The sequence below is a fragment of the Streptomyces sp. TG1A-60 genome (genome assembly GCF_037201975.1).
Lineage (GTDB): Bacteria > Actinomycetota > Actinomycetes > Streptomycetales > Streptomycetaceae > Streptomyces.
Genome location: NZ_CP147520.1, coordinates 3301925 through 3324726, shown reverse-complemented (window position 1 = coordinate 3324726; position 22802 = coordinate 3301925). Strand labels below are relative to the sequence as shown.

Below are 22802 nucleotides of genomic sequence, written 5' to 3'. Positions count from 1 at the left end.
CGCTACCGGCCCGCCGCGGGGCCATCCTCCCCGAGGCCCACCACACCGCCGACCGCCTTCGCCGGCACTTCGCCGACCACCTCGTCCCCCTCGACGGCGGACACCGGCCGGAATCCCAGCGAGGAGTACAGGCGCTCGGCTGCGGTGTTCTCCGGGTGGTACGACAGGCGCAGGACCTCACAGTCCGCACGGTCCGCCAGCCATCGCACCAGGGTTCGCGCCACCGCCCGCCCGACCCCCTTGCCCTGCTCGGCGGCGTCGATCAGCATGCCGCCGATCCAGTACGAACCGTCCTCGTCGCGCCCCCACATGACATGCCCCACCACGGTGTCGTCGGCGCACACCGCGAGTGAGTTCCATACGCCCTCCCGCAGGGACAGAACCAGGTAACGAGCGGCCAGCGCGGGAGCGAACCGCCGCTGGTCGTCCCGCGGAGCGACGTCCGCTACGGCCCGCCAGTTCTCGTCGTCCACGTCGTGCAGGGCGACGTGTCGCCCCGCGCCGTCCAACAGCCCAAAACTGATCATGCGGGCAGGGTACGAGCTCCCCGGCCCGCGAGGAAGGCGGTCCAGGCGGCGAGGGAGAGGGGGACGTGAGGCCCGGTGGGGCCCCGGCGACGTCACCGGCCCCCCGTCGGGGCGCGCCCGTGGCCGGTGTCGCCGTGCGGGTGTTGCGCGGCAGCCCCGTGGCCGCCGCGGCGAAGTGCCCGCCCCCGCGTACGCCACGAGCGGCGGCAGCACCGGAAAAAGGCAGGAGCCCCTGCGCCGGATGGCAAGGGGCTCCTTGGGTACTGCTCTCAGACGTCGTTCAGAGGGGCATCCCTCGGATCAGACGGGGGTGACGTTCTCCGCCTGCGGGCCCTTCGGGCCCTGCGTCACATCGAAGGAGACCTGCTGGTTCTCCTCCAGCGAACGGAAGCCGTTCGCGTTGATGGCGGAGTAGTGGACGAACACGTCCGGACCGCCACCTTCCTGGGCGATGAAGCCAAAGCCCTTTTCGGCGTTGAACCACTTCACGGTTCCGGTAGCCATAAGCCCTCCTTGGGCCCAAAGGGTTTGCCCTGCTCCAGAACCCTGCAAGTGTGAAAACAAGATGCCGCACAACTGCATACGTCTGAAAACGACGAGAGCCCGCGGTTACATGCTCCGCAGGCTCTGTACTGCAAGGGAAACCAAACTGCAACTTGCGGGCGAGCCTAGCATGCGGGCAGGGGAATGCAATAGAGGGCAAGATCACGTCACCCGGATGTTTGAGCCGCTCGGGCCTCGGGTTGACGTATCGCCTCCACTTCCCCATCGGCCTCACTGACGACACGCCGTCGAAAGGGTTGACACGGGGTGCGCATCCGGTTGCGCGGGCCTCTCGCGGCCCCGGAGCCCGCACCGTACCCCATGAGGGCTAGCCTCACGATGTGGACAATTCTCGCACCCGGCCGCGCGTCGGCCACATCCAGTTCCTGAACTGCCTGCCCCTGTACTGGGGGCTCGCGAGAACGGGCACACTCCTCGACTTCGAGCTCACCAAGGACACTCCGGAAAGGCTCAGCGAGCAGCTGGTGCGCGGAGACCTCGACATCGGGCCCGTCACGCTCGTCGAGTTCCTCCGCAACGCTGACGACCTGGTCGCCTTCCCCGACATCGCGGTCGGCTGCGACGGGCCGGTGATGTCCTGCGTCCTCGTCTCCCAGGTGCCCCTCGACCGTCTGGACGGCGCACGCGTCGCGCTCGGCTCGACCTCGCGCACCTCCGTACGCCTCGCGCAGTTGCTGCTGGCCGAGGCCGTGGGCGTTCAGCCGTCGTACTACACCTGCCCGCCCGACCTCTCGCTGATGATGCAGGAGGCGGAGGCGGCGGTGCTCATCGGTGACGCGGCGCTGCGGGCCAACCTCATCGACGGCCCCAGGTACGGGCTCGACGTGCACGACCTGGGAGCCATGTGGAAGGCGTGGACGGGGCTGCCGTTCGTCTTCGCGGTCTGGGCGGCGCGGCGGGACTACCTGGAGCGGAACCCGGACGTCACCCGCAAGGTCCACAAGGCGTTCCTGGCCTCCCGTGACCTGTCCCTGGTCGAGGTGGACAAGGTCGCCGAGCAGGCGGCCCGCTGGGAGGCCTTCGACGAGCGGATCCTGGAGCGGTACTTCACCACCCTCGACTTCCGCTTCGGCGGCCCCCAGCTGGCGGCGGTCGCCGAGTTCGCGCGGCGCGTCGGACCGACCACGGGATTTCCGGCGGACGTGCGGGTCGACCTGCTTTCCTGAGCGTTCCCCGGGAAAGTCCCAGTAGGCCCCAGGAAGTCCCGAGGAATCCCCTCCCCATGAACGGCCCGGAATTCATTTGACGAATTCCGCGTTCCGTGGGGCCGGCGTCCGCACCCGCAATGCCATTCGGGCGTACGGCACTACGCTGCTGGGGAGTCGTGGAGAGCCCGTACGGGGTGGCGTACGGGACGCGTACGGGGGAGGTGTCGCCATGCAGCCGCTCGGTGTCGGCGAGCCCACGGTCGTGGGGCCCTACCGGCTGCTCGGCCGGCTCGGGTCCGGCGGGATGGGCCGGGTCTATCTGGGGCGCAGCGCGGGCGGCCGTACCGTCGCCGTCAAGGTCGTGCACCCGCACTTCGCGCTGGACGAGGAGTTCCGCGCCCGCTTCCGGCGCGAGGTCGAGGCGGCCGGACGCGTGGGCGGAGCCTGGACGGCCCCCGTCCTCGACGCGGACCCGGAAGCCCCGGTCCCCTGGGTCGCCACGGGCTACGCGGCCGGCCCCTCGCTCGCCGCGGCCGTCACGGACGCCGGTGCCCTGCCCCCGCACTCGGTACGGGGCCTGGGCGCGGGCCTCGCGGAGGCGCTCTCCGCGGTGCACGCGCTGGGCCTGGTCCACCGGGACGTGAAGCCGTCGAACGTGCTGCTGACCGTGGACGGCCCCCTCCTCATCGACTTCGGCATCGCCCGCGCCACGGACGGCACGGCGTCCCTGACGTCGACCGGCGTCTCGATCGGCTCCCCCGGCTACATGTCCCCCGAGCAGATCCTCGGCAGGGGTGTCACCGGCGCGGCGGACATCTTCTCCCTCGGCGCGGTCCTCGCCTACGCCGCCACCGGCCGGTCCCCCTTCCCCGGTGACTCCTCCGCCGCCCTCCTGTACAAGGTCGTCCACGAGGAGCCCCGACTGGACGGCCTCGACGGTGACCTGCGGGACCTGGTCGAACGCTGCCTGTCGAAAAACCCCGTCAGCCGCCCCGCCCCCGACGAGGTCGCCCGCACCCTGGCCCCCGAGGGCGCGGCCCGCCTCGTGGCGGCGGGCTGGCTGCCGGGGCCGTTGGTGGAGCAGGTCGGCCGGAGCGCTGTGCAGCTGCTCAACCTGGAGGCGGTGGAGGAGGTCCCTTCGGGGCCGGTGGGATTCAGCAGCCCGTCGGTGTCGGGCAGCCCGACGGGATCGGAGACGACTGGGGCGGTTGGGGCCGCCGGTGCTGACGCTGCTGGGTCCGGTGGTGTGCTTGGGGCCGCCGGGGTTGTTGGGTCCAGCGGGGCTGCTGGTGTGCCTGGGGCCGCCGACGTTGCTGGCACCGGCGGGGCCGCTGCTGTGGCAGGGGCTGCCGACGTGGCCGGGCCGGCTGCCGTGGCTGGGGCGCCGGTCGGAGCCCCCGCCGCGAGTGGAGGGTTCGGTCCGCCACCGATGATGCCGGCGCGGCCGCCGGTCACTCATGTGCCGGGACAGCGGGGCGACGCGGCGGTGGCGGACACGGCGCCGCCCTCTTCACAGCCGGCGCCGGGCAGGGTGTCCCTGAGCGTGGCGGCGGCTTCCACGACCGGGGCGGACGGGCGCGGCCGGAGGGTGAGTTGTTCGATCGCCCTGGCCGTCGCGGGTGTCATCGCCGTGGTGAGCGTGGGCGCGGTCTTCGGGTTCGGCATCCTCAGGACCGACGACGACAGCGACGACGACGCGGCAGGCCCGGCACCGACCGCGAGCAGTAGCGCGACCGGCGGAGACCAGGACTCGGAGCCGCCGGGCGGGTCCAAGGGCGCCGTACCCGGGAAGTACATAGGGACGTGGGAGGGCGACGCCTACGCCCTCGACGGCAACCTCCCCGCCGGCACGTTCCGGATCACCCTCGAACAGGCGGCGGTGGGCGACCCGTTGGGCACCTTCCGCTCCGTCGACCTCCTGGGCGGCGCCTGCGACGACAGGCTCGTCCTCAAGGAGGTCACCGGGGACCACCTCCTCGCCACGAGCATCGCCGATACGAAGAACAACCCCAAGACCTGTACCACGAACACCCACGACATCACCCTCACCCCGGTCGGCGAAGAGCTCCAGTACGAGTCGGACAACGCCGACGCGGGCGACCCGACGGCACGGCTGGCGAAGGTGAAGTAGGAGCCAACCACAGCAGCGCGGCTCCTGCTTCTCAGGGGCGCGGGTAACCGCGCGATCAACCGCAGCGAACCCGCACCCGCCAACACACTCCAACCCCCGAGCTCTCAGGCGCCAAGGGGGGTCGAAGGGTGCAGCCCTGGAGGAGGGGACGGGTAGGGGCGGCAGGGGCGAAAGCCATAGGCTGCCCCCGTGGACCCCGACCCCTGGCTGATCGCACTGACCGCGACCGCCGCCCTGTGGGGCGCGGTCACAGGCACCCTCCTCCCCCGCCCCGCCTACCGCCTCACGGTCGACGAGGAATCCCCCTGGCAGCAGGAGTGCCCCGCCGGTCACCGCATCACCGGCGTCGCGAGCGGCTGGCTGGGCCCGGCCCGCTGCACGAAACCCGGCCCTCCGGCCACCTCACCCACCTGCGCATACGGCCCTCGCACCCGCACCGTCGCCACCGCGACCGCCCTCGTCTGCGCCACCCTCGCCCTGGCCACCGGCCCCCGCCCCGAACTCGGCGTATGGCTGCTCCTCGCGCCGCTCGGCGTGCTCCTCACCCTCGTGGACGTGAAGGCACAACGGCTCCCGGACCCCCTGACCCTGCCGTTCGCGGCCCTGGCCCTCACCCTGCTGGGCGTGGCGGCACTCGTGCCCGAGCACGCGGGACAGTGGCGCACGGCGGCATACGGCGCGCTCGCCCTCGGCGGCCTCTACTTCCTCTTCTTCCTCATCAGACCCGTGGCCCTCGGCTTCGGCGACGTGAAGCTGGCCCTGGGCCTCGGCGCCGCCCTCGGCTGGTACGGCTGGGGCGCCCTGTATCTCGGCACGTTCGCCGGCGCGCTCATCGGCAGCGGGTACACCCTGGTCCTGGCGGCCCGGGGCCGCGCCGTACGCGGACAGCTGGTCGCCCTGGGCCCGTTCATGATCGCGGGAGCGTACGTCGGACTGCTGCTGGAGGCGTACGCGGCCTGAAGCGGACCTCCCGCCCCCGGAGTTGTCCACAGGCGGAAGGGCTGACGTCGGCCGGTCCCGCCCCTGGCGTAGGCTGGCCCGGTCCGTTCAACCCTTACGAAAGGGACGCCCCCGGTGACCGAGAAGGCCGATCTCCAGTCCGTTCTCGACCGTGCCGCCGAGGGTGGGCGGATCACGCCGGAGGAGGCGCTGGAGCTGTACCGCGACGCGCCGCTGCACGCGCTCGGCGCCGCCGCCGACGCCGTGCGCCGACGGCGGTACGCGGGCACGGAGCACATCGCCACGTACATCATCGAGCGGAACATCAACTACACGAACGTCTGCGTGACGGCATGCAGGTTCTGCGCGTTCTACGCCCCGCCGAAGGCCAAGGACAAGGGCTGGACGCGTGACCTCGACGACATTCTGCGCCGCTGCGCGGAGACCGTCGAGCTGGGCGGCACGCAGATCATGTTCCAGGGCGGGCACCACCCGGACTACGGGGTGGAGTACTACGAGGAGCATTTCGCCGCCATCAAGAAGGCGTTCCCGCAGTTGGTCATCCACTCCCTCGGCGCGTCCGAGGTCGAGCACATGGCCCGTATCTCGAAGGTGGACGTGGAGGAGGCGATCACGCGTATCCACGCGGCCGGTCTCGACTCCTTCGCGGGCGCCGGCGCGGAGTTGCTCCCCGCGCGCCCCCGCAAGGCCATCGCGCCCCTCAAGGAGTCCGGCGAGCGCTGGCTGGAGATCATGGAGATCGCCCACAACCTGGGCGTCGAGTCCACGTCCACCATGCTCATGGGCACCGGCGAGACCAATGCCGAGCGCATCGAGCACCTGCGGATGATCCGTGAGGTCCAGGACCGGACGGGCGGCTTCCGGGCCTTCATCCCGTACACCTACCAGCCCGAGAACAACCACCTCAAGGGCCGTACGCAGGCCACGCTCTTCGAGTACCTGCGCATGATCGCCATCGCCCGGCTCTTCATGGACAACATCGCCCACATCCAGGGCTCCTGGCTCACCACCGGCAAGGAGATCGGCCAGCTCTCCCTGCACTACGGCGCGGACGACCTCGGCTCGATCATGCTGGAGGAGAACGTCGTCTCCTCCGCCGGCGCCAAGCACCGCTCCAACCGCATGGAGATCATCGACCTGATCCGCAGGGCGGGCCGCGTCCCCGCCCAGCGGACGACGACGTACGAGCACATCGTCGTCCACGACGACCCGGCGGACGATCCCGTCGACGAGCGCGTCATGTCCCACATCTCCTCCACGGCCATCGAGGGCGGCACCGCCCACCCCGAACTGAAGCTGCTGAGCGCCAACTAGCCCGACGTGCTGACCATTCACGCCGCCGACGAGGTGCGGCACACGTGGGACGACCCGGAGCCGGTCGAGGACGGTGCCGTCGCCGTGGACGGCAGCCGGGTGTGTGCCGTGGGACCGCTGGCGGAGGTCCAGCAGCGGTTCCCGGACGCCCGCGTGCGGCGGTGGCCCGGTGTTCTCGGGCCCGCCCGCGTCCATGAAGGCCCGCTCCCGGACGCGCCGACACCCCGTGAGCGCATTCACGCGGTGCTGAAGTCGGGCGCGGTCGCGGTCCTGGCGGGGCACGCGGACACCCCCGAACTCCGCGCCGCCGCACAGCGGAACGACGTGGTCGTGCTCCCCCGCACCCGCCCCCCGGCGATCACCGACACCGGCCGCGCCGACCTCGCCGTCTTCGACGACTCCGGCAGGTGCGTCGCGACGGTGTGCGCGGGCCGCCTGGTGCACCGCCGCCGCTGAGAGCGACCGCCCGGCTGACCCACGTCGATGCGAGCCGGACGTGCACGGCCGCCTCGGCACCGGCCTGACGATCGCCGGCGCCGACAAGATCCGGCTCACCCCCGACACCCCCGTCCGAGGTCACCGCGGTCGGCCTTGTCGTCGGCCGAGTCGAGCACCGCGCCGTCCGCCTCGGCGGGTTCCTCGGCCTCGCCCACCGCGAGGGCGTCCGGCTCCTGGTACGCGGGCGCCGCGTGGACGCCCGGCCCGTACTGCCACAATGGGCTGGTGACCCGCGCATCCCTGGACAAGCAGCCGCACGAAGTCGCCTCGATGTTCGACCGAGTGGCGAAACGGTACGACCTGACCAACGACGTGCTGTCCCTCGGGCAGGACCGGCGCTGGCGCAAGGAGGTCGCGCGGGCGGTGGACGCCCGCCCCGCGCAGAAGATCCTGGACCTGGCCGCCGGCACGGGCACCTCCTCGCTGCCCTTCGCGCAGACCGGCGCGTACGTCGTCCCGTGCGACTTCTCCCTCGGCATGCTCCGGGTCGGCAAGGAGCGCACCTCCTGGCTGCCGTTCACCGCGGGCGACGCGACGAAGCTGCCGTTCAAGGACGACACCTTCGACGCGGTGACCATCTCCTTCGGCCTGCGGAACGTGCAGGACACCGACACCGCGCTGCGCGAGCTGTACCGGGTGACCAAGCCCGGCGGCCGGGTCGTGATCTGCGAGTTCTCCCACCCGACGTGGACGCCCTTCCGGACCGTCTACACCGAGTACCTGATGCGCGCCCTGCCGTCGGTCGCCCGCGCGGTGTCCTCCAACCCGGACGCGTACGTCTACCTCGCCGAGTCCATCCGCGCCTGGCCCGGCCAGGCGGGTCTGGCCGAGCGCCTCCGGAAGGCCGGCTGGGACAAGGTGGCGTGGCGGAACCTCACGGGTGGGGTCGTCGCCCTGCACCGAGGGTTCAAGGCCCAGCCGTAGGGCTCAGGTTCACCTGGTGAGGCCGGCGCCGGGCCTGCCGCGTCCTCGACCCCGTCAGAGCGCCAGCCGGTAGCAGTGCCCCACCTGCCGCGAGAGCGGCGTCGTGTACTTCTCCGCCAGCTCCATGCCCAGCCGCCGGGTGACGGCGATGGACCGCTCGTTGCGGGCGTCGACCATGGCGACGACGTTGCCGACGCCGGTCGCCCGCACCCGCTCCAGGGCCTGCAGCGCGGCAGCCGTCACATACCCCTTGCCCCAGTGAGCGCGGGCGAGCCGCCAGCCGATCTCGATCTCACCGGCCGGGCCCCACTCCCGGGGCCACGGCTGGGCGCCGGTGAAGCCGATGGCCCGGCCCTCCTCGTCGAGCATGGTCCACAGACAGAACCCGAACTCGGCGTCGTGGCGCCGCTGGCGCGCGGTGAGCTCCTCGTAGACGGACAGCTCGGCGGACTTGCCGCCGTGGAACTCCATGACATCGGGATCGTCGAAGATCCGGTGCCAGGCGAAGGCGTCCTCGTCGGTGGGGACGCGCAGCCGTACGTCGGGCAGAGCTCGGTTCACAGGGCAGCCCTTCAGCCGGTGATCGGTACCGCTGAATAGACTGCCCATGTCCGATGCCTGTCGGCACATGTTTTCCGGTCTTTCAGATCTTCGGTTCCCAGACCTCTGGTTCTCCAGATCTCTGGTCGTCCGGTTCTCTGGTCGTCCGGCGAACCTCTGCTTCGATCCTTCTACTTCTTGGGGAGACCCCGTCGTGACCGAGCCCCAGCCCCTTACCGAACACACCGCCGATGTGATCGTCGTCGGGGCCGGGCCAGCCGGTTCCACCACCGCGTACTACCTGGCGAAGGCCGGGCTCGACGTACTGCTCCTGGAGAAGACCAGCTTCCCCAGGGAGAAGGTCTGCGGTGACGGCCTCACGCCCCGTGCCACCAAGCAGCTCGTGTCGATGGGCATCGACATCTCCGAGGAGGCCGGCTGGCTCCGCAACAAGGGCCTGCGGATCATCGGCGGCGGCGTCCGTCTCCAGCTCGACTGGCCGGAACTCGCCTCGTACCCGGACTACGGACTCGTCCGCAAGCGCGACGACTTCGACGAGCAGCTCGCCCGCCAGGCCCAGAAGGCCGGCGCCCGGCTGCACGAGCTCTGCAACGTCGGCGCGCCGGTCATCGACGACCGCACGGGCCGTATCACCGGTGTCCACGCCAAGCTCGGCGACGAGAAGCGGGAAGTCACCTTCCACGCCCCGCTGGTGGTGGCGGCCGACGGCAACTCCACGCGCCTCTCCCTCGCGATGGGCCTGCACCGCCGCGAGGACCGCCCGATGGGCGTCGCGGTCCGTACGTACTTCACCTCCCCGCGCCACGACGACGACTACCTGGAGTCCTGGCTGGAGCTCTGGGACCGCCGGGGCCCGGGAGAGGACCGTCTCCTGCCGGGGTACGGCTGGATCTTCGGCATGGGAGACGGCACGTCCAACGTCGGCCTGGGCGTCCTCAACACCTCCGCCTCCTTCAAGGAGCTGGACTGGCGCGAGGTCCTGAAGGCCTGGTGCGCGTCGATGCCCCAGGAATGGGGCTACACCCCCGAGAACATGACGGGCCCCATTCGCGGCGCCGCCCTCCCGATGGCCTTCAACCGCCAACCCCACTACACCAAGGGCCTGCTGCTGGTCGGCGACGCCGGCGGTCTGGTGAACCCCTTCAACGGCGAGGGCATCGCCTACGCCATGGAGTCCGGCCAGATCGCCGCGGACATCATCGTGCAGGCCCATGCCCGCGCCACCCCCGGCCAGCGCGAACTCGCCCTCCAGCGCTATCCGCAGGTCCTCAAGGACACCTACGGCGGCTACTACACGATGGGCCGTGCCTTCGTGAAGCTCATCGGCAACCCCAAGGTCATGAAGCTCGCCACGCAGCGGGGTCTCACCCACCCGCTCCTGATGAAGTTCACGCTGAAGATGCTGGCCAACCTCACCGACCCCACGGGCGGTGACGCGATGGACCGCATCATCAACGGCCTGAGCAAGGTGGCGCCGAAGGCGTGAGGGCGCCCCGCGAGGACGCGGTGGGTGACCGGGGTGTTACCGTCCGTCCGGGCACCCGCCTCGTCCGCCGCCGCGGGCGCCCGGCTCGGCCTGCCGGGCGCCCGCGGGTAGGGCTGAGAGCGCCCTGAGGGCCATCTGTGGGCCCTTCTGCGGGCAGCCCGGGGGCCGCTGCCCCGGTCAGGGGAGCGGCCCTCCGAAAGGCGCTGTGCGACCGCGTGGGTCAGAGCACGCGCACGGCTCCCGTCGCCGGGTAGCCGGAGAGATCCTGGATGACGACGCCCTTGGAGGGGTTCGCCGCGTCGAGGTACTGGCCGTTCCCGATGTAGACGCCCACGTGGTGCGCGGAGCCCTTCGAGCCCCAGTACAGGATGTCGCCGACCTGCAGGTTGGACAGCGAGACCTCGGTGCCCTGCATCGACTGGTCCTGCGAGACCCGGGGAAGGTCCACGCCGACCTGCTTGAACGCGGCCTGGATGAGCGAGGAGCAGTCCCACGCGTTGGGGCCCGTGGCGCCCAGGACGTACGCGTCGCCGAGCTGCGCCTTGAGGAAGCCGACGACCGTGTCGACGCTGCCGCCGGTGGGCGGAGTCGTGACCGTCGACGCGGTGGACGTGGTGAGGGTGGTCCGCTCGGTGTTCCGCGAGGCCCTCTCGGCGGCGGCCTTGCGCTCGGCCTCGGCGGCGGCCTTCTTGCGGGCCTCCTCCTTCTTGGCCTTGGCGAGGTCCTTGTCGGCCTGCTTGGCCGCCTCTTCGGCAGCCGTGTCACGCTCGGCCTGCAACTGGTAGTCGGCCGCCATCGCCTGCGTGGCGTCCGCGGACTGCGCGGCCTGCGTGGCCAGGTCGGCCGTGAGGGTGGGCAGTTCGAGCGTCTGCGTCACCGGCTCCGCGGCGAACGCCGACGTCGATGCGCCGGCCACTGCCACGGTGCTGAGAACGCCACCGGCGACTCCGGCGCGCATCGCGATCGAGGACGCGTTGCGGCGGGGTTTCCGGTGGCTGCGTATGTGAGCGGTGTGGGACATGGGTACAAGCGGTACCAGCGACTCCTCCATACCTTCAAGAAACGTGTGCTGCGCCACAGTTGTTCAACGGAGGCCTCGAATTTCCTGTGCGTCACTCTTTATTGGTGCCGTAGCGGGCATTGCGGGCACGGTCGAACAAGCCCGTGATCATGTTCTTTCGTGATTATGTCTGAATTGCCCTGTGCTTACCATTGATTGCGCCGAGTGGCCAAGGCCCGCTGATTCGATCTCTCTTTGGTGTGGCGCAGGTCACGGAACGGTCACCGATCCGGCCGCGTCTCGCGCGGGATGCCGCGTCGCCGTCGCTCGTGAACGCGCGCACGCGTCCATCTCGGCCGTCCGACCTCCCTCCCGAGCGTGAACGCGGCGCACTACCAAGCGACGCCGCCCCGCACCAATTTGCATGCAGCAGAACTCTCTTGATATGGAGATGCCCCTCGTGACCAGGGGTGATGAGTGAAGATGTCGCTTCTCGTGATCGGTCTGGCGCTTCACGTGTGAAGATCGTCGCCCATCCGACTTCATGATCGTTCGTCAGGTGGTGGAGATCACAAACTCTCTGCCGCACCCCGTGTCGCAGATCACAGACCGGCAGGCATAGGATGCAAGGCAGTTGAGCTTGTGACCTGCTTCACATGTTCGCGATCTTCGTCGGAACGGGCGGGGTTCGTGGGGCAGGTGGGGCGGGAGAGCAAGACCACACAATCCGCCAGCAGTCAGTGCCGACTGAGAGGAGCGAGGAGCGGTGAACGCGTATGCGCCCATCCTCGTACTGGGAGCCCTCGGGGCAGGCTTTGCGATCTTCTCCGTGATCATGGCCACGCTGATCGGTCCGAAGCGCTACAACCGGGCCAAACTCGAGGCCTACGAGTGCGGGATCGAGCCGACCCCGACGCCGGCCGGCGGCGGGCGCTTCCCGATCAAGTACTACCTGACGGCGATGCTCTTCATCATCTTCGATATCGAGATCGTCTTCCTCTACCCCTGGGCCGTCACCTTCGACGCCCTGGGTGTTTTCGGGCTCGTGGAGATGCTGCTCTTCGTGCTCACCGTCTTCGTCGCCTACGCGTACGTCTGGCGGCGTGGCGGCCTGGAATGGGACTGAGGGGCCTTTAAGCATGGGACTCGAAGAAAAACTGCCGAGCGGCTTCCTGCTGACCACCGTCGAGCAGGCCGCGGGCTGGGTACGCAAGGCGTCCGTCTTCCCTGCCACCTTCGGCCTCGCCTGCTGCGCCATCGAGATGATGACCACGGGCGCGGGGCGCTACGACCTGGCGCGCTTCGGTATGGAGGTGTTCCGCGGATCACCGCGTCAGGCGGATCTGATGATCGTGGCCGGCCGGGTCAGCCAGAAGATGGCGCCGGTGCTGCGGCAGGTCTATGACCAGATGCCGAACCCCAAGTGGGTGATCTCCATGGGGGTCTGCGCGTCGTCCGGCGGCATGTTCAACAACTACGCGATCGTCCAGGGCGTCGACCACATCGTCCCGGTCGACATCTATCTGCCGGGCTGCCCGCCACGGCCGGAGATGCTGGTGGACGCGATCCTCAAACTCCACCAGAAGATCCAGACGTCCAAGCTCGGCGTGAACGCGGAGGAAGCGGCCCGCGAGGCCGAGGAAGCCGCACTCAAGGCGCTCCCCACCATCGAGATGAAGGGGCTGCTGCGGTGAGTGACGCGAACGGCACGAACGGTCCGGGCGGCTCGGACGGGGTGAACCCCGAGCAGGACCTCTCCGCCTCCAACCTCCCCGGCCAGCGCGGCGAGGGCGGTGAGGAGATCCGCGTCCAGCGCGGCATGTTCGGCGCCGCCAACGGCGGCGACACCTCCGGCTACGGCGGTCTGGTGCGCTCCATCCGGCTCCCCGGCCCGGCCGGCCGCCCCTATGGCGGCTGGTTCGACGAGGTCGCCGACGAACTGGAGGGCGCCCTGGAGGAACAGGGCCTCGTCCCGGAGAACGTGATCGACAAGACCGTCGTCGACCGAGACGAGATCACCTTCCACATCGAACGCGAACATCTGCCGCACGTCGCCCGGATCCTCCGCGACGACCCGGCCCTGCGCTTCGAACTGTGCACCGGCGTCTCCGGCGTCCACTACCCCGGTGACAAGGGCCGAGAGCTGCACGCCGTCTACCACCTGCGCTCGATCACCCACAACCGGCTGATCCGCCTGGAGGTCTCCGCCCCCGACGCCGACCCGCACATCCCGTCGCTCGTCCCCGTCTACCCGACCAACGACTGGCACGAGCGCGAGACGTACGACTTCTTCGGCATCGTCTTCGACGGCCATCCCGCGCTGACGCGGATCATGATGCCGGACGACTGGCAGGGCTTCCCGCAGCGCAAGGACTACCCCCTCGGCGGCATCCCCGTTGAGTACAAGGGCGCCCAGATCCCGGCTCCGGACCAGCGGAGGTCGTACTCATGAGCGCCCACCCGTCGCCCGACCACCGCCCCTCAACGACTCCCTTCGGGAGGCCGCAATGACTACCGCAACTCCGCGCGAGACCACCGAGGGCACCGTATACACGGTCACCGGCGGCGACTGGGACGAGGTCGCCGAGACCGCGGCGAAGACCGACGACGAGCGCATCATCGTCAACATGGGCCCCCAGCACCCGTCCACGCACGGTGTGCTCCGGCTCATCCTGGAGATCGACGGCGAGACCGTCACCGAGGCCCGCTGCGGCATCGGCTATCTCCACACCGGCATCGAGAAGAACCTCGAGTACCGGACGTGGACGCAGGGCACCACGTTCGTGACGCGCATGGACTACCTGACGCCGTTCTTCAACGAGACGGCGTACTGCCTCGCCGTCGAGAAGCTCCTCGGCATCGAGGACCAGATCCCGGACCGCGCCACGATCATGCGCGTGCTCCTGATGGAGCTGAACCGGCTCTCCTCGCATCTGGTCGCCATCGCCACCGGCGGCATGGAGCTGGGCGCCACCACGATCATGATCTACGGCTTCCGTGATCGTGAACTCATTCTCGACATCTTCGAGCTGATCACCGGCCTGCGGATGAACCACGCGTACATCCGGCCCGGCGGACTCGCCCAGGACCTGCCGCCCGGCGCGGTGGACCAGATCCGCGAGCTCGTGAAGAAGATGGACAGGAACCTTCCCGAGTACGACAAGCTCGCCACCGGGAACCCCATCTTCAAGGCGCGTATGCAGGACATCGGCTACCTCGATCTGGCCGGCTGCATGGCCCTCGGCGCCACCGGCCCGATCCTCCGCTCCGCCGGCCTCCCGCACGACCTGCGCAAGGCACAGCCCTACTGCGGCTACGAGACGTACGACTTCGACGTCCCGACCGCCGACACCTGCGACTCCTACGGGCGCTTCCTGATCCGCCTCGAAGAGATGCGTCAGTCCCTCAGGATCGTCGAGCAGTGCCTGGACCGGCTGCAGCCCGGCCCGGTCATGGTCGGCGACAAGAAGATCGCCTGGCCCGCGCAGCTCGCCCTGGGGCCGGACGGGCTCGGCAACTCCCTGGACCACATCAAGAAGATCATGGGCACCTCCATGGAGGCCCTGATCCACCACTTCAAGCTGGTGACCGAGGGCTTCCGCGTCCCTCCGGGACAGACGTACGTGGCGGTCGAGTCGCCCAAGGGCGAACTCGGGGTGCACGCCGTGTCCGACGGAGGCACCCGCCCCTTCCGGGTCCACTACCGTGACCCGTCCTTCACCAACCTGCAGGCCATGGCGGCGATGTGCGAGGGCGGCCAGGTCGCCGACGTCATCGTCGCCGTCGCGTCCATCGACCCCGTGATGGGAGGCGTCGACCGGTGACCACCACCCCCGATGGCGTCAGCCTGGGCATGCCCCAACTGCCCGCGCCCGACTACCCGGACGACGTTCGAGCACGGCTGGAGCGGGACGCGGCCCAGGTCGTCGCCCGCTACCCGGACTCCCGGTCCGCCCTGCTGCCGTTGCTGCATCTCGTGCAGTCGGAGGAGGGCCATGTCACCCGCACCGGCATGCGGTTCTGCGCCGACGTGCTCGGCCTGACCACGGCCGAGGTCACCGCGGTCGCCACCTTCTACAGCATGTACCGGCGCAAGCCGAGCGGTGACTACCAGGTGGGCGTCTGCACCAACACCCTGTGCGCGGTGATGGGCGGCGACGCGATCTTCGAGGCGCTCCAGGACCACCTCGGTGTCGGCAACGGCGAGACCACCGACGACGGCAAGGTCACGCTGGAGCACATCGAGTGCAACGCGGCCTGCGACTTCGCACCGGTCGTGATGGTCAACTGGGAGTTCTTCGACAACCAGACCGTGGACAGCGCCAAGCGCCTCGTCGACGACCTGCGCTCCGGAACGCAGGTCGAGCCGACGCGCGGGGCGCCGCTGTGCACCTTCAAGGACACCGCGCGGATCCTCGCCGGCTTCCCCGACGAGCGGCCGGGGGCCGTCGAGGCCAGCGGCGGTGCGGGACCCGCCTCGCTGGTCGGCCTCCGCCTGGCCAGGGGAGAGGCCGGAGTCGCGCGCGTGGTCCATCCGCGGGACGGCGGCCCGCACGACGAGCCGCACGACACGGTGCACGAACCGTCACCCGCCGAGCACCTCAGCTCGCACGACGCGCCGCAGGACACGTCGGCCTCGGACCCGGCCCACCCGGCAGGGCCTGCTGCCGAGGAGGGGGAGTGATGACGTTGGCACCCGAGATGAAGGGCACCAGCCCGGAGAAGCTGCTCGCACCCGTGCTGTCGGCCTTCTGGGACGAGGACAAGTCGTGGTCGCTGGACGTCTACCGACGGCACGAGGGGTACGAGGGGCTGCGCAAGGCGCTGGCCATGTCACCGGACGACGTCATCGCGTACGTCAAGGAGTCCGGGCTGCGCGGCCGTGGCGGCGCGGGATTCCCCACCGGCATGAAATGGCAGTTCATTCCCCAGGGTGATGGAAAACCACACTATCTAGTTGTCAACGCCGACGAGTCGGAGCCCGGAACGTGCAAGGACATTCCGCTCCTCTTCGCGAACCCGCACAGCCTCATCGAGGGCATGGTCATCGCGTGCCATGCCATCAGGTCTTCGCATGCCTTCATCTATCTGCGTGGTGAAGTCGTCCCCGTGTTGCGGCGGTTGCACGAGGCCGTGCGTGAGGCCTACGCGGCGGGCTACCTCGGCGAGAACATCATGGGCAGCGGACTCGACCTCGACCTCACCGTGCACGCGGGCGCGGGCGCGTACATCTGTGGTGAGGAGACCGCACTGCTCGACTCGCTCGAAGGCCGCCGTGGTCAACCGCGGCTGCGTCCCCCTTCCCCGCCGTGGAAGGCCTCTACGCCTGTCCGACTGTGGTGAATAACGTCGAGTCGATCGCGTCGGTTCCCGCCATCCTGCACAAGGGCAAGGAATGGTTCAGGTCGATGGGCAGCGAGAAGTCTCCCGGCTTCACGCTCTACTCGCTCAGCGGCCATGTCGCCAGCCCCGGCCAGTACGAGGCGCCGCTCGGCATCACACTCCGTCAACTCCTGGAGATGAGCGGCGGAATGCGCCCGGGACACCGCCTCAAGTTCTGGACGCCGGGCGGCTCCTCGACCCCGATGTTCACCGACGAGCATCTCGACGTCCCTCTTGACTACGAAGGAGTGGGCGCCGCGGGTTCCATGCTCGGCACGAAAGCACTCCAGTGCTTCGACGAGACCACCTGCGTCGTGCGGGCCGTGACCCGCTGGACCGAGTTCTACGCCCACGAGTCCTGCGGCAAGTGCACACCGTGCCGCGAAGGCACCTACTGGCTGGTCCAGTTGTTGCGCGACATCGAGGCCGGCAAGGGCGTCATGAGCGATCTCGACAAGCTGAACGACATCGCCGACAACATCAACGGCAAGTCCTTCTGCGCCCTCGGCGACGGCGCCGCCTCGCCGATCTTCTCCTCCCTCAAGTACTTCCGCGCGGAGTACGAGGACCACATCACGGGCCGGGGCTGCCCCTTCGACCCGGCCAAGTCGACCGCCTGGGCCGACAAGGACAAGCACGCGGAGGTGAACGCATGACCGTACTGCCATCCACCAGCGGCTCCGCCGCGGGCCGGCGCCCCTCCGGGGGCGGGGAGGCGGCGGTCCCGCCGGAAGATCTCGTCTCGCTCGAGATCGACGGCGTCGACATCAGCGTGCCCAAGGGCACCCTGGTCATCCGGGCCGCCGAGCAACTCGGCATCGAGATCCCCCGGTTCTGCGACCACCCCCTGCTCGACCCGGCCGGCGCCTGCCGCCAGTGCATCGTCGAGGTCGAGGGCCAGCGCAAGCCCATGGCCTCCTGCACGATCACCTGTACGGACGGGATGGTGGTCAAGACCCACCTCACCTCCCCGGTCGCCGAGAAGGCCCAGAAGGGTGTGATGGAGCTCCTGCTCATCAACCACCCGCTGGACTGCCCGGTCTGCGACAAGGGCGGCGAGTGCCCGCTGCAGAACCAGGCCATGTCGCACGGCCACTCCGAGTCCCGCTTCGAAGGCAGGAAGCGCACGTACGAGAAGCCCGTACCGATCTCCACACAGGTGCTGCTCGACCGCGAGCGGTGCGTGCTGTGCGCCCGCTGCACCCGGTTCTCCAACCAGGTCGCGGGCGACCCGATGATCGAGCTGATCGAGCGGGGCGCGCTCCAGCAGGTCGGCACCGGCGAGGGCGACCCCTTCGAGTCGTACTTCTCCGGGAACACCATCCAGATCTGCCCGGTGGGTGCGCTGACCTCGGCGGCGTACCGATTCCGCTCCCGCCCCTTCGACCTCGTCTCCTCGCCGTCCGTCTGCGAGCACTGCTCCGGCGGCTGCGCCACGCGTACCGACCACCGGCGCGGCAAGGTCATGCGGCGGCTCGCCGCCGACGACCCCGACGTCAACGAGGAGTGGATCTGCGACAAGGGGCGGTTCGCGTTCCGTTACGCGCAGCGGCCGGACCGGCTGACCACCCCGCTCGTCCGCAACGCGGAGGGCGTCCTGGAGCCCGCGTCCTGGCCGGAGGCCCTGGAGGCCGCCGCCCAGGGGCTCCTCGCCGCGCGCGGCCGGGCCGGTGTCCTGACCGGAGGCCGGCTCACCGTCGAGGACGCCTACGCGTACAGCAAGTTCGCGCGCGTGGCCCTCGACACGAACGACATCGACTTCCGCGCGCGCCTGCACAGCGGCGAGGAGGCCGACTTCCTGGCCGCCCGGGTCGCCGGCCGTGGACGCGACCTCGACGGTACGGGCGTCACGAACGCCTCCCTGGAGAAGGCGCCCGCGGTCCTGCTGGTCGGGTTCGAGGCGGAGGAGGAGGCGCCCGGCGTCTTCCTGAGGCTGCGCAAGGCCTGGCGCAAGCACAAGCAGCAGGTGTTCTCGCTGGCCACCCACGCCACCAGGGGTCTGGAGAAGGCCGGCGGGACGCTGCTGCCCGCCGCGCCCGGCACCGAGACCGAGTGGCTGGACGCCCTCGCCAGCGGATTCGGCCTGGACGAGGACGGCACCAAGGCCTCGGAGGCGCTGCGCGCCGAGGGCGCCGTGATCGTCGTCGGAGAGCGGCTCGCGGCCGTGGCGGGCGGGTTCACCGCCGCCGTACGGACCGCGTCCCTGACCGGCGCGCAGCTGGTGTGGATCCCGCGCCGGGCCGGGGAGCGCGCCGCCGTCGAGGCGGGTGCTCTGCCCTCGGTGCTGCCGGGCGGGCGTCCGGCCACCGACCCGCGCGCGCGTGAGGAGGTCGCCGCCGCCTGGGGCGTCGCCGCACTCCCCACGAGGTACGGCCGGGACACCGGGCAGATCGTCGAGGCCGCCGCCACCGGAGAGCTCGGGGCCCTGGTGGTGGCGGGTGTGGAGGTCGCCGATCTGCCCGATCCGGCACGCGCCCGTGAGGCACTGTCCGCGGTGGGCTTCCTGGTGTCGCTGGAGCTGCGGCCCAGCGAGGTCACCGAGCGCGCCGACGTCGTCCTTCCGGTCGCCGCGGTCGCCGAGAAGACCGGCACCTTCGTCAACTGGGAAGGCCGCGTGCGGATGTTCGAGGCCGCGCTGAAGCCCGACCAGATGACCCGCAGGGTGGCACCCACCGACGGGCGGGTGCTCCAGATGCTGGCCGACGCCATGGACGTGCACCTGGGGCTGCCCGATCTGCGTACCACGCGCGCGGAGCTGGACCGGCTCGGGGCGTGGGACGGGCCGAAGGCGGGTGAGCCGCTGGAGACCGGGACCGTGCTGCCGAGGCCGGCCGCCGGGGAGGCCGTACTGGCCGGACACCGGCTGCTCCTCGACCAGGGCCGCCTCCAGGACGGCGACGAGGCGCTCGCCGGGACGCGGCACGCCGCACGCGCGCGCGTGTCACTCGCCACGGCCGCCGAGGCGGGGGTCAAGACCGGTGATCTCCTCGCCGTCACCGGCCCCGCGGGAGTCGTCGAGCTCCCGCTGCAGATCACTGAGATGCCCGACCGCGTCGTCTGGCTGCCGCTGAACTCCACCGGCTCGGGCGTCGCCTCCGACACCGGGGCGCTGCCCGGCGCACTCGTCCGTATCGGCCCCGCGACGCTCGCCGCCGAGTCCCCCGAGGAGGTGGAGGCATGAGCTTGTACCTCGCCGCGGAAGACCTCTCGATGTTCGGCCGCGACCCCTGGTGGCTGGTCGTCGTCAAGGCGGTGTTCTGCTTCGCCTTCCTGATGCTGACCGTGCTGTTCTCCATCGTGTGGGAACGCAAGGTCGTCGCCTGGATGCAGTTGCGCATCGGCCCCAACCGGCACGGCCCCTGGGGCATGCTCCAGTCGCTCGCCGACGGCGTCAAGCTGATGCTCAAGGAAGACGTCATCGTCAAACGCGCGGACAAGGTCGTCTACGTCCTCGCGCCGATCCTCGCGGCCATCCCGGCCTTCATGGCCATCGCGGTGATCCCCTTCGGCCCGGCCGGCAACGAGATCTCGATCTTCGGCCAGCGCACCACGATGCAGCTCACCGACCTGCCGATCGCGATGCTCTACATCCTCGCCATCGGCTCCCTCGGGGTGTACGGGTTCGTCCTGGGCGGCTGGTCCTCCGGGTCGACGTACCCGCTGCTCGGGGGCATCCGCTCGTGCGCCCAGATCATCTCGTACGAGATCGCCATGGGCGTGGCCTTCGCCTCGGTGTTCCTCTACTCCGGGTCGATGTCGACCTCGGCGATCGTCGGAGCCCAGCAGGAACGCTGGTACGTCCTGCTGCTGCCGGTCTCGTTCCTGATCTACATGGTGACGATGGTGGGCGAGTCCAGCCGGGCCCCCTTCGACATGCCGGAGTCCGAGGGCGACCTGGTCGGCGGCTTCAACACCGAGTACAGCTCCATCAAGTTCGCGATGTTCATGCTCGCCGAGTACATCCACATGGTCACCGTGTCGATGATCGCGGTGACGCTGTTCCTCGGCGGCTGGCGAGCCCCCTGGCCCATCAGCACCTTCTGGGAGGGCGCGAACCACGGCTGGTGGCCGATGCTCTGGTTCGTCGTCAAGCTCCAGCTGCTGGTCTTCTTCTTCATCTGGCTGCGCGGCACGCTCCCACGGGTCCGCTACGACCAGCTGATGAAGCTCGGCTGGAAGGTTCTCATCCCGGTCTCGGTGACCTGGCTGATGCTCGTCGCGACCGTGCGCATGCTCCGGAACGAGAACTACGCGTTCTCCGAGATCGCGCTCTACGTCGGCGGAGCCGTCCTCGCCCTGCTGTTGCTCTCGTTCGTCGCGGACTTCTTCCGCGACCGGCGCGAGCCACCGGAAGAGCTTGCCGAACCGGCCGCCTTCGACCCGATGGCCGGCGGATTCCCGGTACCGCCCCTGCCCGGACAGACCCTCCCGCCGGTGCCGCGCAGGCGTCCGCGCCGAGAGCGGGAGCTGATTGTCAGTGGTGGGTCCGATACTGACAGTGACGGATCTTCGAATGGGAGGGAGGCGTCCGATGGCTGAGGAGCCGAAAGAGAACAAGCAGGGTTTCCAGAACCCCGTCGCCGGCTTCGGCGTGACCTTCAAGGCCATGTTCAAGAAGCGGCTGACCGAGCAGTATCCGGAGCAGCAGAAGACCACGGCCCCGCGGTTCCACGGTCGGCACCAGCTCAACCGCCATCCGGACGGCCTGGAGAAGTGCGTCGGCTGCGAGCTGTGCGCCTGGGCGTGTCCCGCCGACGCGATCTACGTGGAGGGCGCGGACAACACCGACGAGGAGCGCTACTCACCGGGCGAGCGGTACGGCCGCGTCTACCAGATCAACTACGCCCGCTGCATCCTGTGCGGCCTGTGCATCGAGGCGTGCCCCACGCGCGCGCTGACGATGACCAACGAGTTCGAGCTGGCCGACTCCAGCCGCGCCAACCTCATCTACACCAAGGAGCAGCTGCTCGCAGGCCTGGAGGAGGGCATGGTCGACACACCCCACGCCATCTACCCGGGCACCGACGAGCAGGACTACTACCGGGGCCTGGTCACCGAGGCCGCGCCCGGCACGGAGCCCCAAGTGGCCCTCTCCAAGGGCGAGGCGCCCCAGGAGGCCGCCTCCACCTTCGGCGAGGGCGAGCCGGCGTCGGAGAAGGTGATCCGCCGATGACGCAGCAGCTCGCCGCCTACACCACCTCCACCGGTGAGGCCTTCCAGTTCTGGGTGCTCGGAACGATCGCGGTGATCGGCGCCCTGTGCACCGTCTTCATGAAGAAGGCCGTGCACAGCGCGCTCTGCCTCGCCGGCACCATGGTCATCCTGGCGGTGTTCTACCTCGCCAACGGCGCCTACTTCCTGGGCATCGTGCAGATCGTCGTCTACACCGGCGCGATCATGATGCTGTTCCTGTTCGTGGTGATGCTCGTCGGCGTCACCGCGGCGGACTCCCTGAAGGAGACCATCAAGGGCCAGCGCTGGCTGGCCCTCCTCTGCGGCCTCGGCTTCGGCATCCTGCTCACCGCGGGCATCGGCAACGCGGCGATCACGGAGTTCAACGGCCTGGGCCAGGCCAACTCGGGCGGCAACGTGGAGGGCCTCGCGGCCCTGATCTTCACCAACTACGTCTTCGCCTTCGAGCTCACCGGCGCCCTCCTCATCACGGCCGCCGTCGGCGCCATGGTCCTCACCCACCGCGAGCGCACCGAACGCGCCAAGACCCAGCGCGAGCTGGCCGAACAGCGCGTACGCGAGGGCAAGCACCTGCCGCCCCTGCCGGCTCCCGGTGTGTACGCCCGGCACAACGCGGTCGACATCGCGGGTCTGCTGCCCGACGGCACCCCGTCCGAGCTGACCGTCAGCAAGACGCTGCGGGACCGGGGCCAGATCCGTGACGTGTCGACCGAGGCGCTGAACGACCTCAAGGCCCTGGAGCAGCGCGCCGAGGACCGCCTGGAGCGCTCGAACAGCGGGAAGAGCGGGGAGGCATCGAAGTGAATCCCGTCAACTACCTGTATCTCGCCGCCCTGCTGTTCACGATCGGTGCCACCGGCGTACTGATCAGGCGGAACGCGATCGTGGTGTTCATGTGCGTCGAGCTGATGCTCAACGCCTGCAACCTCACCCTGGTCGCCTTCTCCCGGATGCACGGCAATCTCGACGGCCAGATCATCGCCTTCTTCACGATGGTCGTCGCCGCCGCGGAGGTCGTGGTCGGACTCGCGATCATCGTGTCGCTGTTCCGGTCCCGCCACTCGGCCTCGGTCGACGACGCCAGCCTGATGAAGCTGTAAGGGGTCGGAAGAAC

At 69.8% G+C, this 22802-nt stretch carries 22 protein-coding genes and 1 pseudogene; 18 read left to right on the top strand and 5 right to left on the bottom strand.

Annotated elements, in window-relative coordinates; all coding sequences use genetic code 11:
- Positions 1-2: 2 nt before the first annotated feature.
- Both WBG99_RS13935 and WBG99_RS13930 read right to left on the bottom strand, forming a co-directional pair.
- The gene (locus tag WBG99_RS13935; protein WP_338896625.1) at positions 3-527 is read right to left on the bottom strand and encodes a GNAT family N-acetyltransferase; all 525 of its coding nucleotides are present in this window, start codon (positions 525-527) and stop codon (positions 3-5) included.
- 300 nt (positions 528-827) lie between these two features.
- Positions 828-1031, bottom strand: coding sequence for a cold-shock protein (locus WBG99_RS13930; RefSeq protein WP_007490911.1), 204 nt, complete (start codon positions 1029-1031; stop codon positions 828-830).
- A 380-nt stretch (positions 1032-1411) separates the two neighbouring features.
- On the opposite strand from WBG99_RS13930, the gene WBG99_RS13925 reads away from it, so the two are divergent.
- From WBG99_RS13925 to WBG99_RS13905, 5 genes are all read left to right on the top strand, one after another.
- Positions 1412-2257 carry a menaquinone biosynthesis protein gene (locus WBG99_RS13925; RefSeq protein ID WP_338896624.1) on the top strand — a complete coding sequence of 282 codons (846 nt, stop codon included), beginning with the start codon at positions 1412-1414 and terminating at the stop codon, positions 2255-2257.
- A gap of 211 nt (positions 2258-2468) precedes the next feature.
- Positions 2469-4370: a serine/threonine-protein kinase gene (locus tag WBG99_RS13920; RefSeq protein ID WP_338896623.1), complete on the top strand. Its 1902-nt coding sequence runs from the start codon at positions 2469-2471 to the stop codon at positions 4368-4370.
- A gap of 189 nt (positions 4371-4559) precedes the next feature.
- On the top strand, positions 4560-5330 hold the full coding sequence (locus tag WBG99_RS13915) for an A24 family peptidase (RefSeq protein ID WP_338896622.1): 771 nt from the start codon (positions 4560-4562) through the stop codon (positions 5328-5330).
- 114 nt (positions 5331-5444) lie between these two features.
- Positions 5445-6644 carry a cyclic dehypoxanthinyl futalosine synthase gene (gene mqnC / locus WBG99_RS13910; protein WP_338896621.1) on the top strand — a complete coding sequence of 400 codons (1200 nt, stop codon included), beginning with the start codon at positions 5445-5447 and terminating at the stop codon, positions 6642-6644.
- Positions 6645-6650: 6 nt separating this feature from the next.
- On the top strand, positions 6651-7100 hold the full coding sequence (locus WBG99_RS13905; RefSeq protein WP_338896620.1) for a hypothetical protein: 450 nt from the start codon (positions 6651-6653) through the stop codon (positions 7098-7100).
- Positions 7101-7195: 95 nt separating this feature from the next.
- Here the strand turns inward: WBG99_RS13905 and WBG99_RS13900 are convergent, their stop codons facing one another.
- Entirely contained in the window at positions 7196-7360 is a 165-nt protein-coding gene (locus WBG99_RS13900; protein WP_338896619.1) for a hypothetical protein, read from the bottom strand.
- Between the two features lie 7 nt (positions 7361-7367).
- Between WBG99_RS13900 and WBG99_RS13895 the strand changes: the two genes are divergently transcribed.
- Positions 7368-8066, top strand: a complete 699-nt coding sequence (locus WBG99_RS13895; protein WP_338896618.1) for a demethylmenaquinone methyltransferase — start codon at positions 7368-7370, stop codon at positions 8064-8066.
- Between the two features lie 54 nt (positions 8067-8120).
- On the opposite strand, the gene WBG99_RS13890 is transcribed toward WBG99_RS13895, so the two are convergent.
- Positions 8121-8627 (bottom strand): GNAT family N-acetyltransferase, encoded by a 507-nt coding sequence (locus WBG99_RS13890; protein ID WP_338896617.1) that lies wholly within the window; start codon positions 8625-8627, stop codon positions 8121-8123.
- Positions 8628-8820: 193 nt separating this feature from the next.
- On the opposite strand from WBG99_RS13890, the gene WBG99_RS13885 reads away from it, so the two are divergent.
- Positions 8821-10113, top strand: coding sequence for a geranylgeranyl reductase family protein (locus WBG99_RS13885; RefSeq protein WP_338896616.1), 1293 nt, complete (start codon positions 8821-8823; stop codon positions 10111-10113).
- A 220-nt stretch (positions 10114-10333) separates the two neighbouring features.
- On the opposite strand, the gene WBG99_RS13880 is transcribed toward WBG99_RS13885, so the two are convergent.
- Complete coding sequence (locus WBG99_RS13880; RefSeq protein WP_338896615.1) at positions 10334-11164, bottom strand: C40 family peptidase; 831 nt, start codon at positions 11162-11164, stop codon at positions 10334-10336.
- A 715-nt stretch (positions 11165-11879) separates the two neighbouring features.
- Here WBG99_RS13880 and WBG99_RS13875 point away from each other — a divergent pair.
- The 11 genes and pseudogenes from WBG99_RS13875 to nuoK all read left to right on the top strand — a co-directional run bounded on the left by WBG99_RS13875 (position 11880) and on the right by nuoK (position 22788).
- Complete coding sequence (locus tag WBG99_RS13875; protein ID WP_338896614.1) at positions 11880-12239, top strand: NADH-quinone oxidoreductase subunit A; 360 nt, start codon at positions 11880-11882, stop codon at positions 12237-12239.
- A gap of 13 nt (positions 12240-12252) precedes the next feature.
- Entirely contained in the window at positions 12253-12807 is a 555-nt protein-coding gene (locus WBG99_RS13870; protein ID WP_043227783.1) for an NADH-quinone oxidoreductase subunit B, read from the top strand.
- Entirely contained in the window at positions 12804-13565 is a 762-nt protein-coding gene (locus WBG99_RS13865; RefSeq protein ID WP_338896613.1) for an NADH-quinone oxidoreductase subunit C, read from the top strand. Before WBG99_RS13870 ends, WBG99_RS13865 begins: the two co-directional genes overlap by 4 nt.
- Positions 13566-13620: 55 nt before the next feature.
- Positions 13621-14937 (top strand): NADH-quinone oxidoreductase subunit D, encoded by a 1317-nt coding sequence (locus tag WBG99_RS13860; RefSeq protein ID WP_338896612.1) that lies wholly within the window; start codon positions 13621-13623, stop codon positions 14935-14937.
- The gene (nuoE, locus tag WBG99_RS13855; RefSeq protein ID WP_338896611.1) at positions 14934-15797 is read left to right on the top strand and encodes an NADH-quinone oxidoreductase subunit NuoE; all 864 of its coding nucleotides are present in this window, start codon (positions 14934-14936) and stop codon (positions 15795-15797) included. Before WBG99_RS13860 ends, nuoE begins: the two co-directional genes overlap by 4 nt.
- Positions 15794-17151 (top strand): annotated as a pseudogene (nuoF, locus tag WBG99_RS13850) (NADH-quinone oxidoreductase subunit NuoF). Before nuoE ends, nuoF begins: the two are co-directional and overlap by 4 nt.
- Entirely contained in the window at positions 17148-19676 is a 2529-nt protein-coding gene (locus tag WBG99_RS13845) for an NADH-quinone oxidoreductase subunit G (protein ID WP_338896610.1), read from the top strand. Before nuoF ends, WBG99_RS13845 begins: the two are co-directional and overlap by 4 nt.
- Complete coding sequence (gene nuoH / locus WBG99_RS13840; protein ID WP_338896609.1) at positions 19673-21034, top strand: NADH-quinone oxidoreductase subunit NuoH; 1362 nt, start codon at positions 19673-19675, stop codon at positions 21032-21034. The genes WBG99_RS13845 and nuoH overlap by 4 nt, the downstream gene beginning before the upstream one ends.
- Positions 21027-21668, top strand: a complete 642-nt coding sequence (gene nuoI, locus WBG99_RS13835; RefSeq protein WP_338896608.1) for an NADH-quinone oxidoreductase subunit NuoI — start codon at positions 21027-21029, stop codon at positions 21666-21668. Before nuoH ends, nuoI begins: the two co-directional genes overlap by 8 nt.
- Positions 21665-22492, top strand: coding sequence for an NADH-quinone oxidoreductase subunit J (locus WBG99_RS13830; protein ID WP_338896607.1), 828 nt, complete (start codon positions 21665-21667; stop codon positions 22490-22492). Before nuoI ends, WBG99_RS13830 begins: the two co-directional genes overlap by 4 nt.
- Entirely contained in the window at positions 22489-22788 is a 300-nt protein-coding gene (nuoK, locus tag WBG99_RS13825; RefSeq protein ID WP_005481399.1) for an NADH-quinone oxidoreductase subunit NuoK, read from the top strand. The genes WBG99_RS13830 and nuoK overlap by 4 nt, the downstream gene beginning before the upstream one ends.
- The last annotated feature ends 14 nt before the right edge of the window (positions 22789-22802 follow it).

Bases quoted from the DNA above. Each gene is read 5' to 3' on its own strand.
- WBG99_RS13935 (WP_338896625.1), bottom strand. From the start codon at position 527: ATGATCAGTTTTGGGCTGTTGGACGGCGCGGGGCGACACGTCGCCCTG.
- WBG99_RS13930 (WP_007490911.1), bottom strand. From the start codon at position 1,031: ATGGCTACCGGAACCGTGAAGTGGTTCAACGCCGAAAAGGGCTTTGGC.
- WBG99_RS13920 (WP_338896623.1), top strand. From the start codon at position 2,469: ATGCAGCCGCTCGGTGTCGGCGAGCCCACGGTCGTGGGGCCCTACCGG.
- WBG99_RS13880 (WP_338896615.1), bottom strand. From the start codon at position 11,164: ATGGAGGAGTCGCTGGTACCGCTTGTACCCATGTCCCACACCGCTCAC.
- WBG99_RS13870 (WP_043227783.1), top strand. From the start codon at position 12,253: ATGGGACTCGAAGAAAAACTGCCGAGCGGCTTCCTGCTGACCACCGTC.
- WBG99_RS13860 (WP_338896612.1), top strand. From the start codon at position 13,621: ATGACTACCGCAACTCCGCGCGAGACCACCGAGGGCACCGTATACACG.
- WBG99_RS13845 (WP_338896610.1), top strand. From the start codon at position 17,148: ATGACCGTACTGCCATCCACCAGCGGCTCCGCCGCGGGCCGGCGCCCC.
- nuoH (WP_338896609.1), top strand. From the start codon at position 19,673: ATGAGCTTGTACCTCGCCGCGGAAGACCTCTCGATGTTCGGCCGCGAC.
- nuoI (WP_338896608.1), top strand. From the start codon at position 21,027: ATGGCTGAGGAGCCGAAAGAGAACAAGCAGGGTTTCCAGAACCCCGTC.
- WBG99_RS13830 (WP_338896607.1), top strand. From the start codon at position 21,665: ATGACGCAGCAGCTCGCCGCCTACACCACCTCCACCGGTGAGGCCTTC.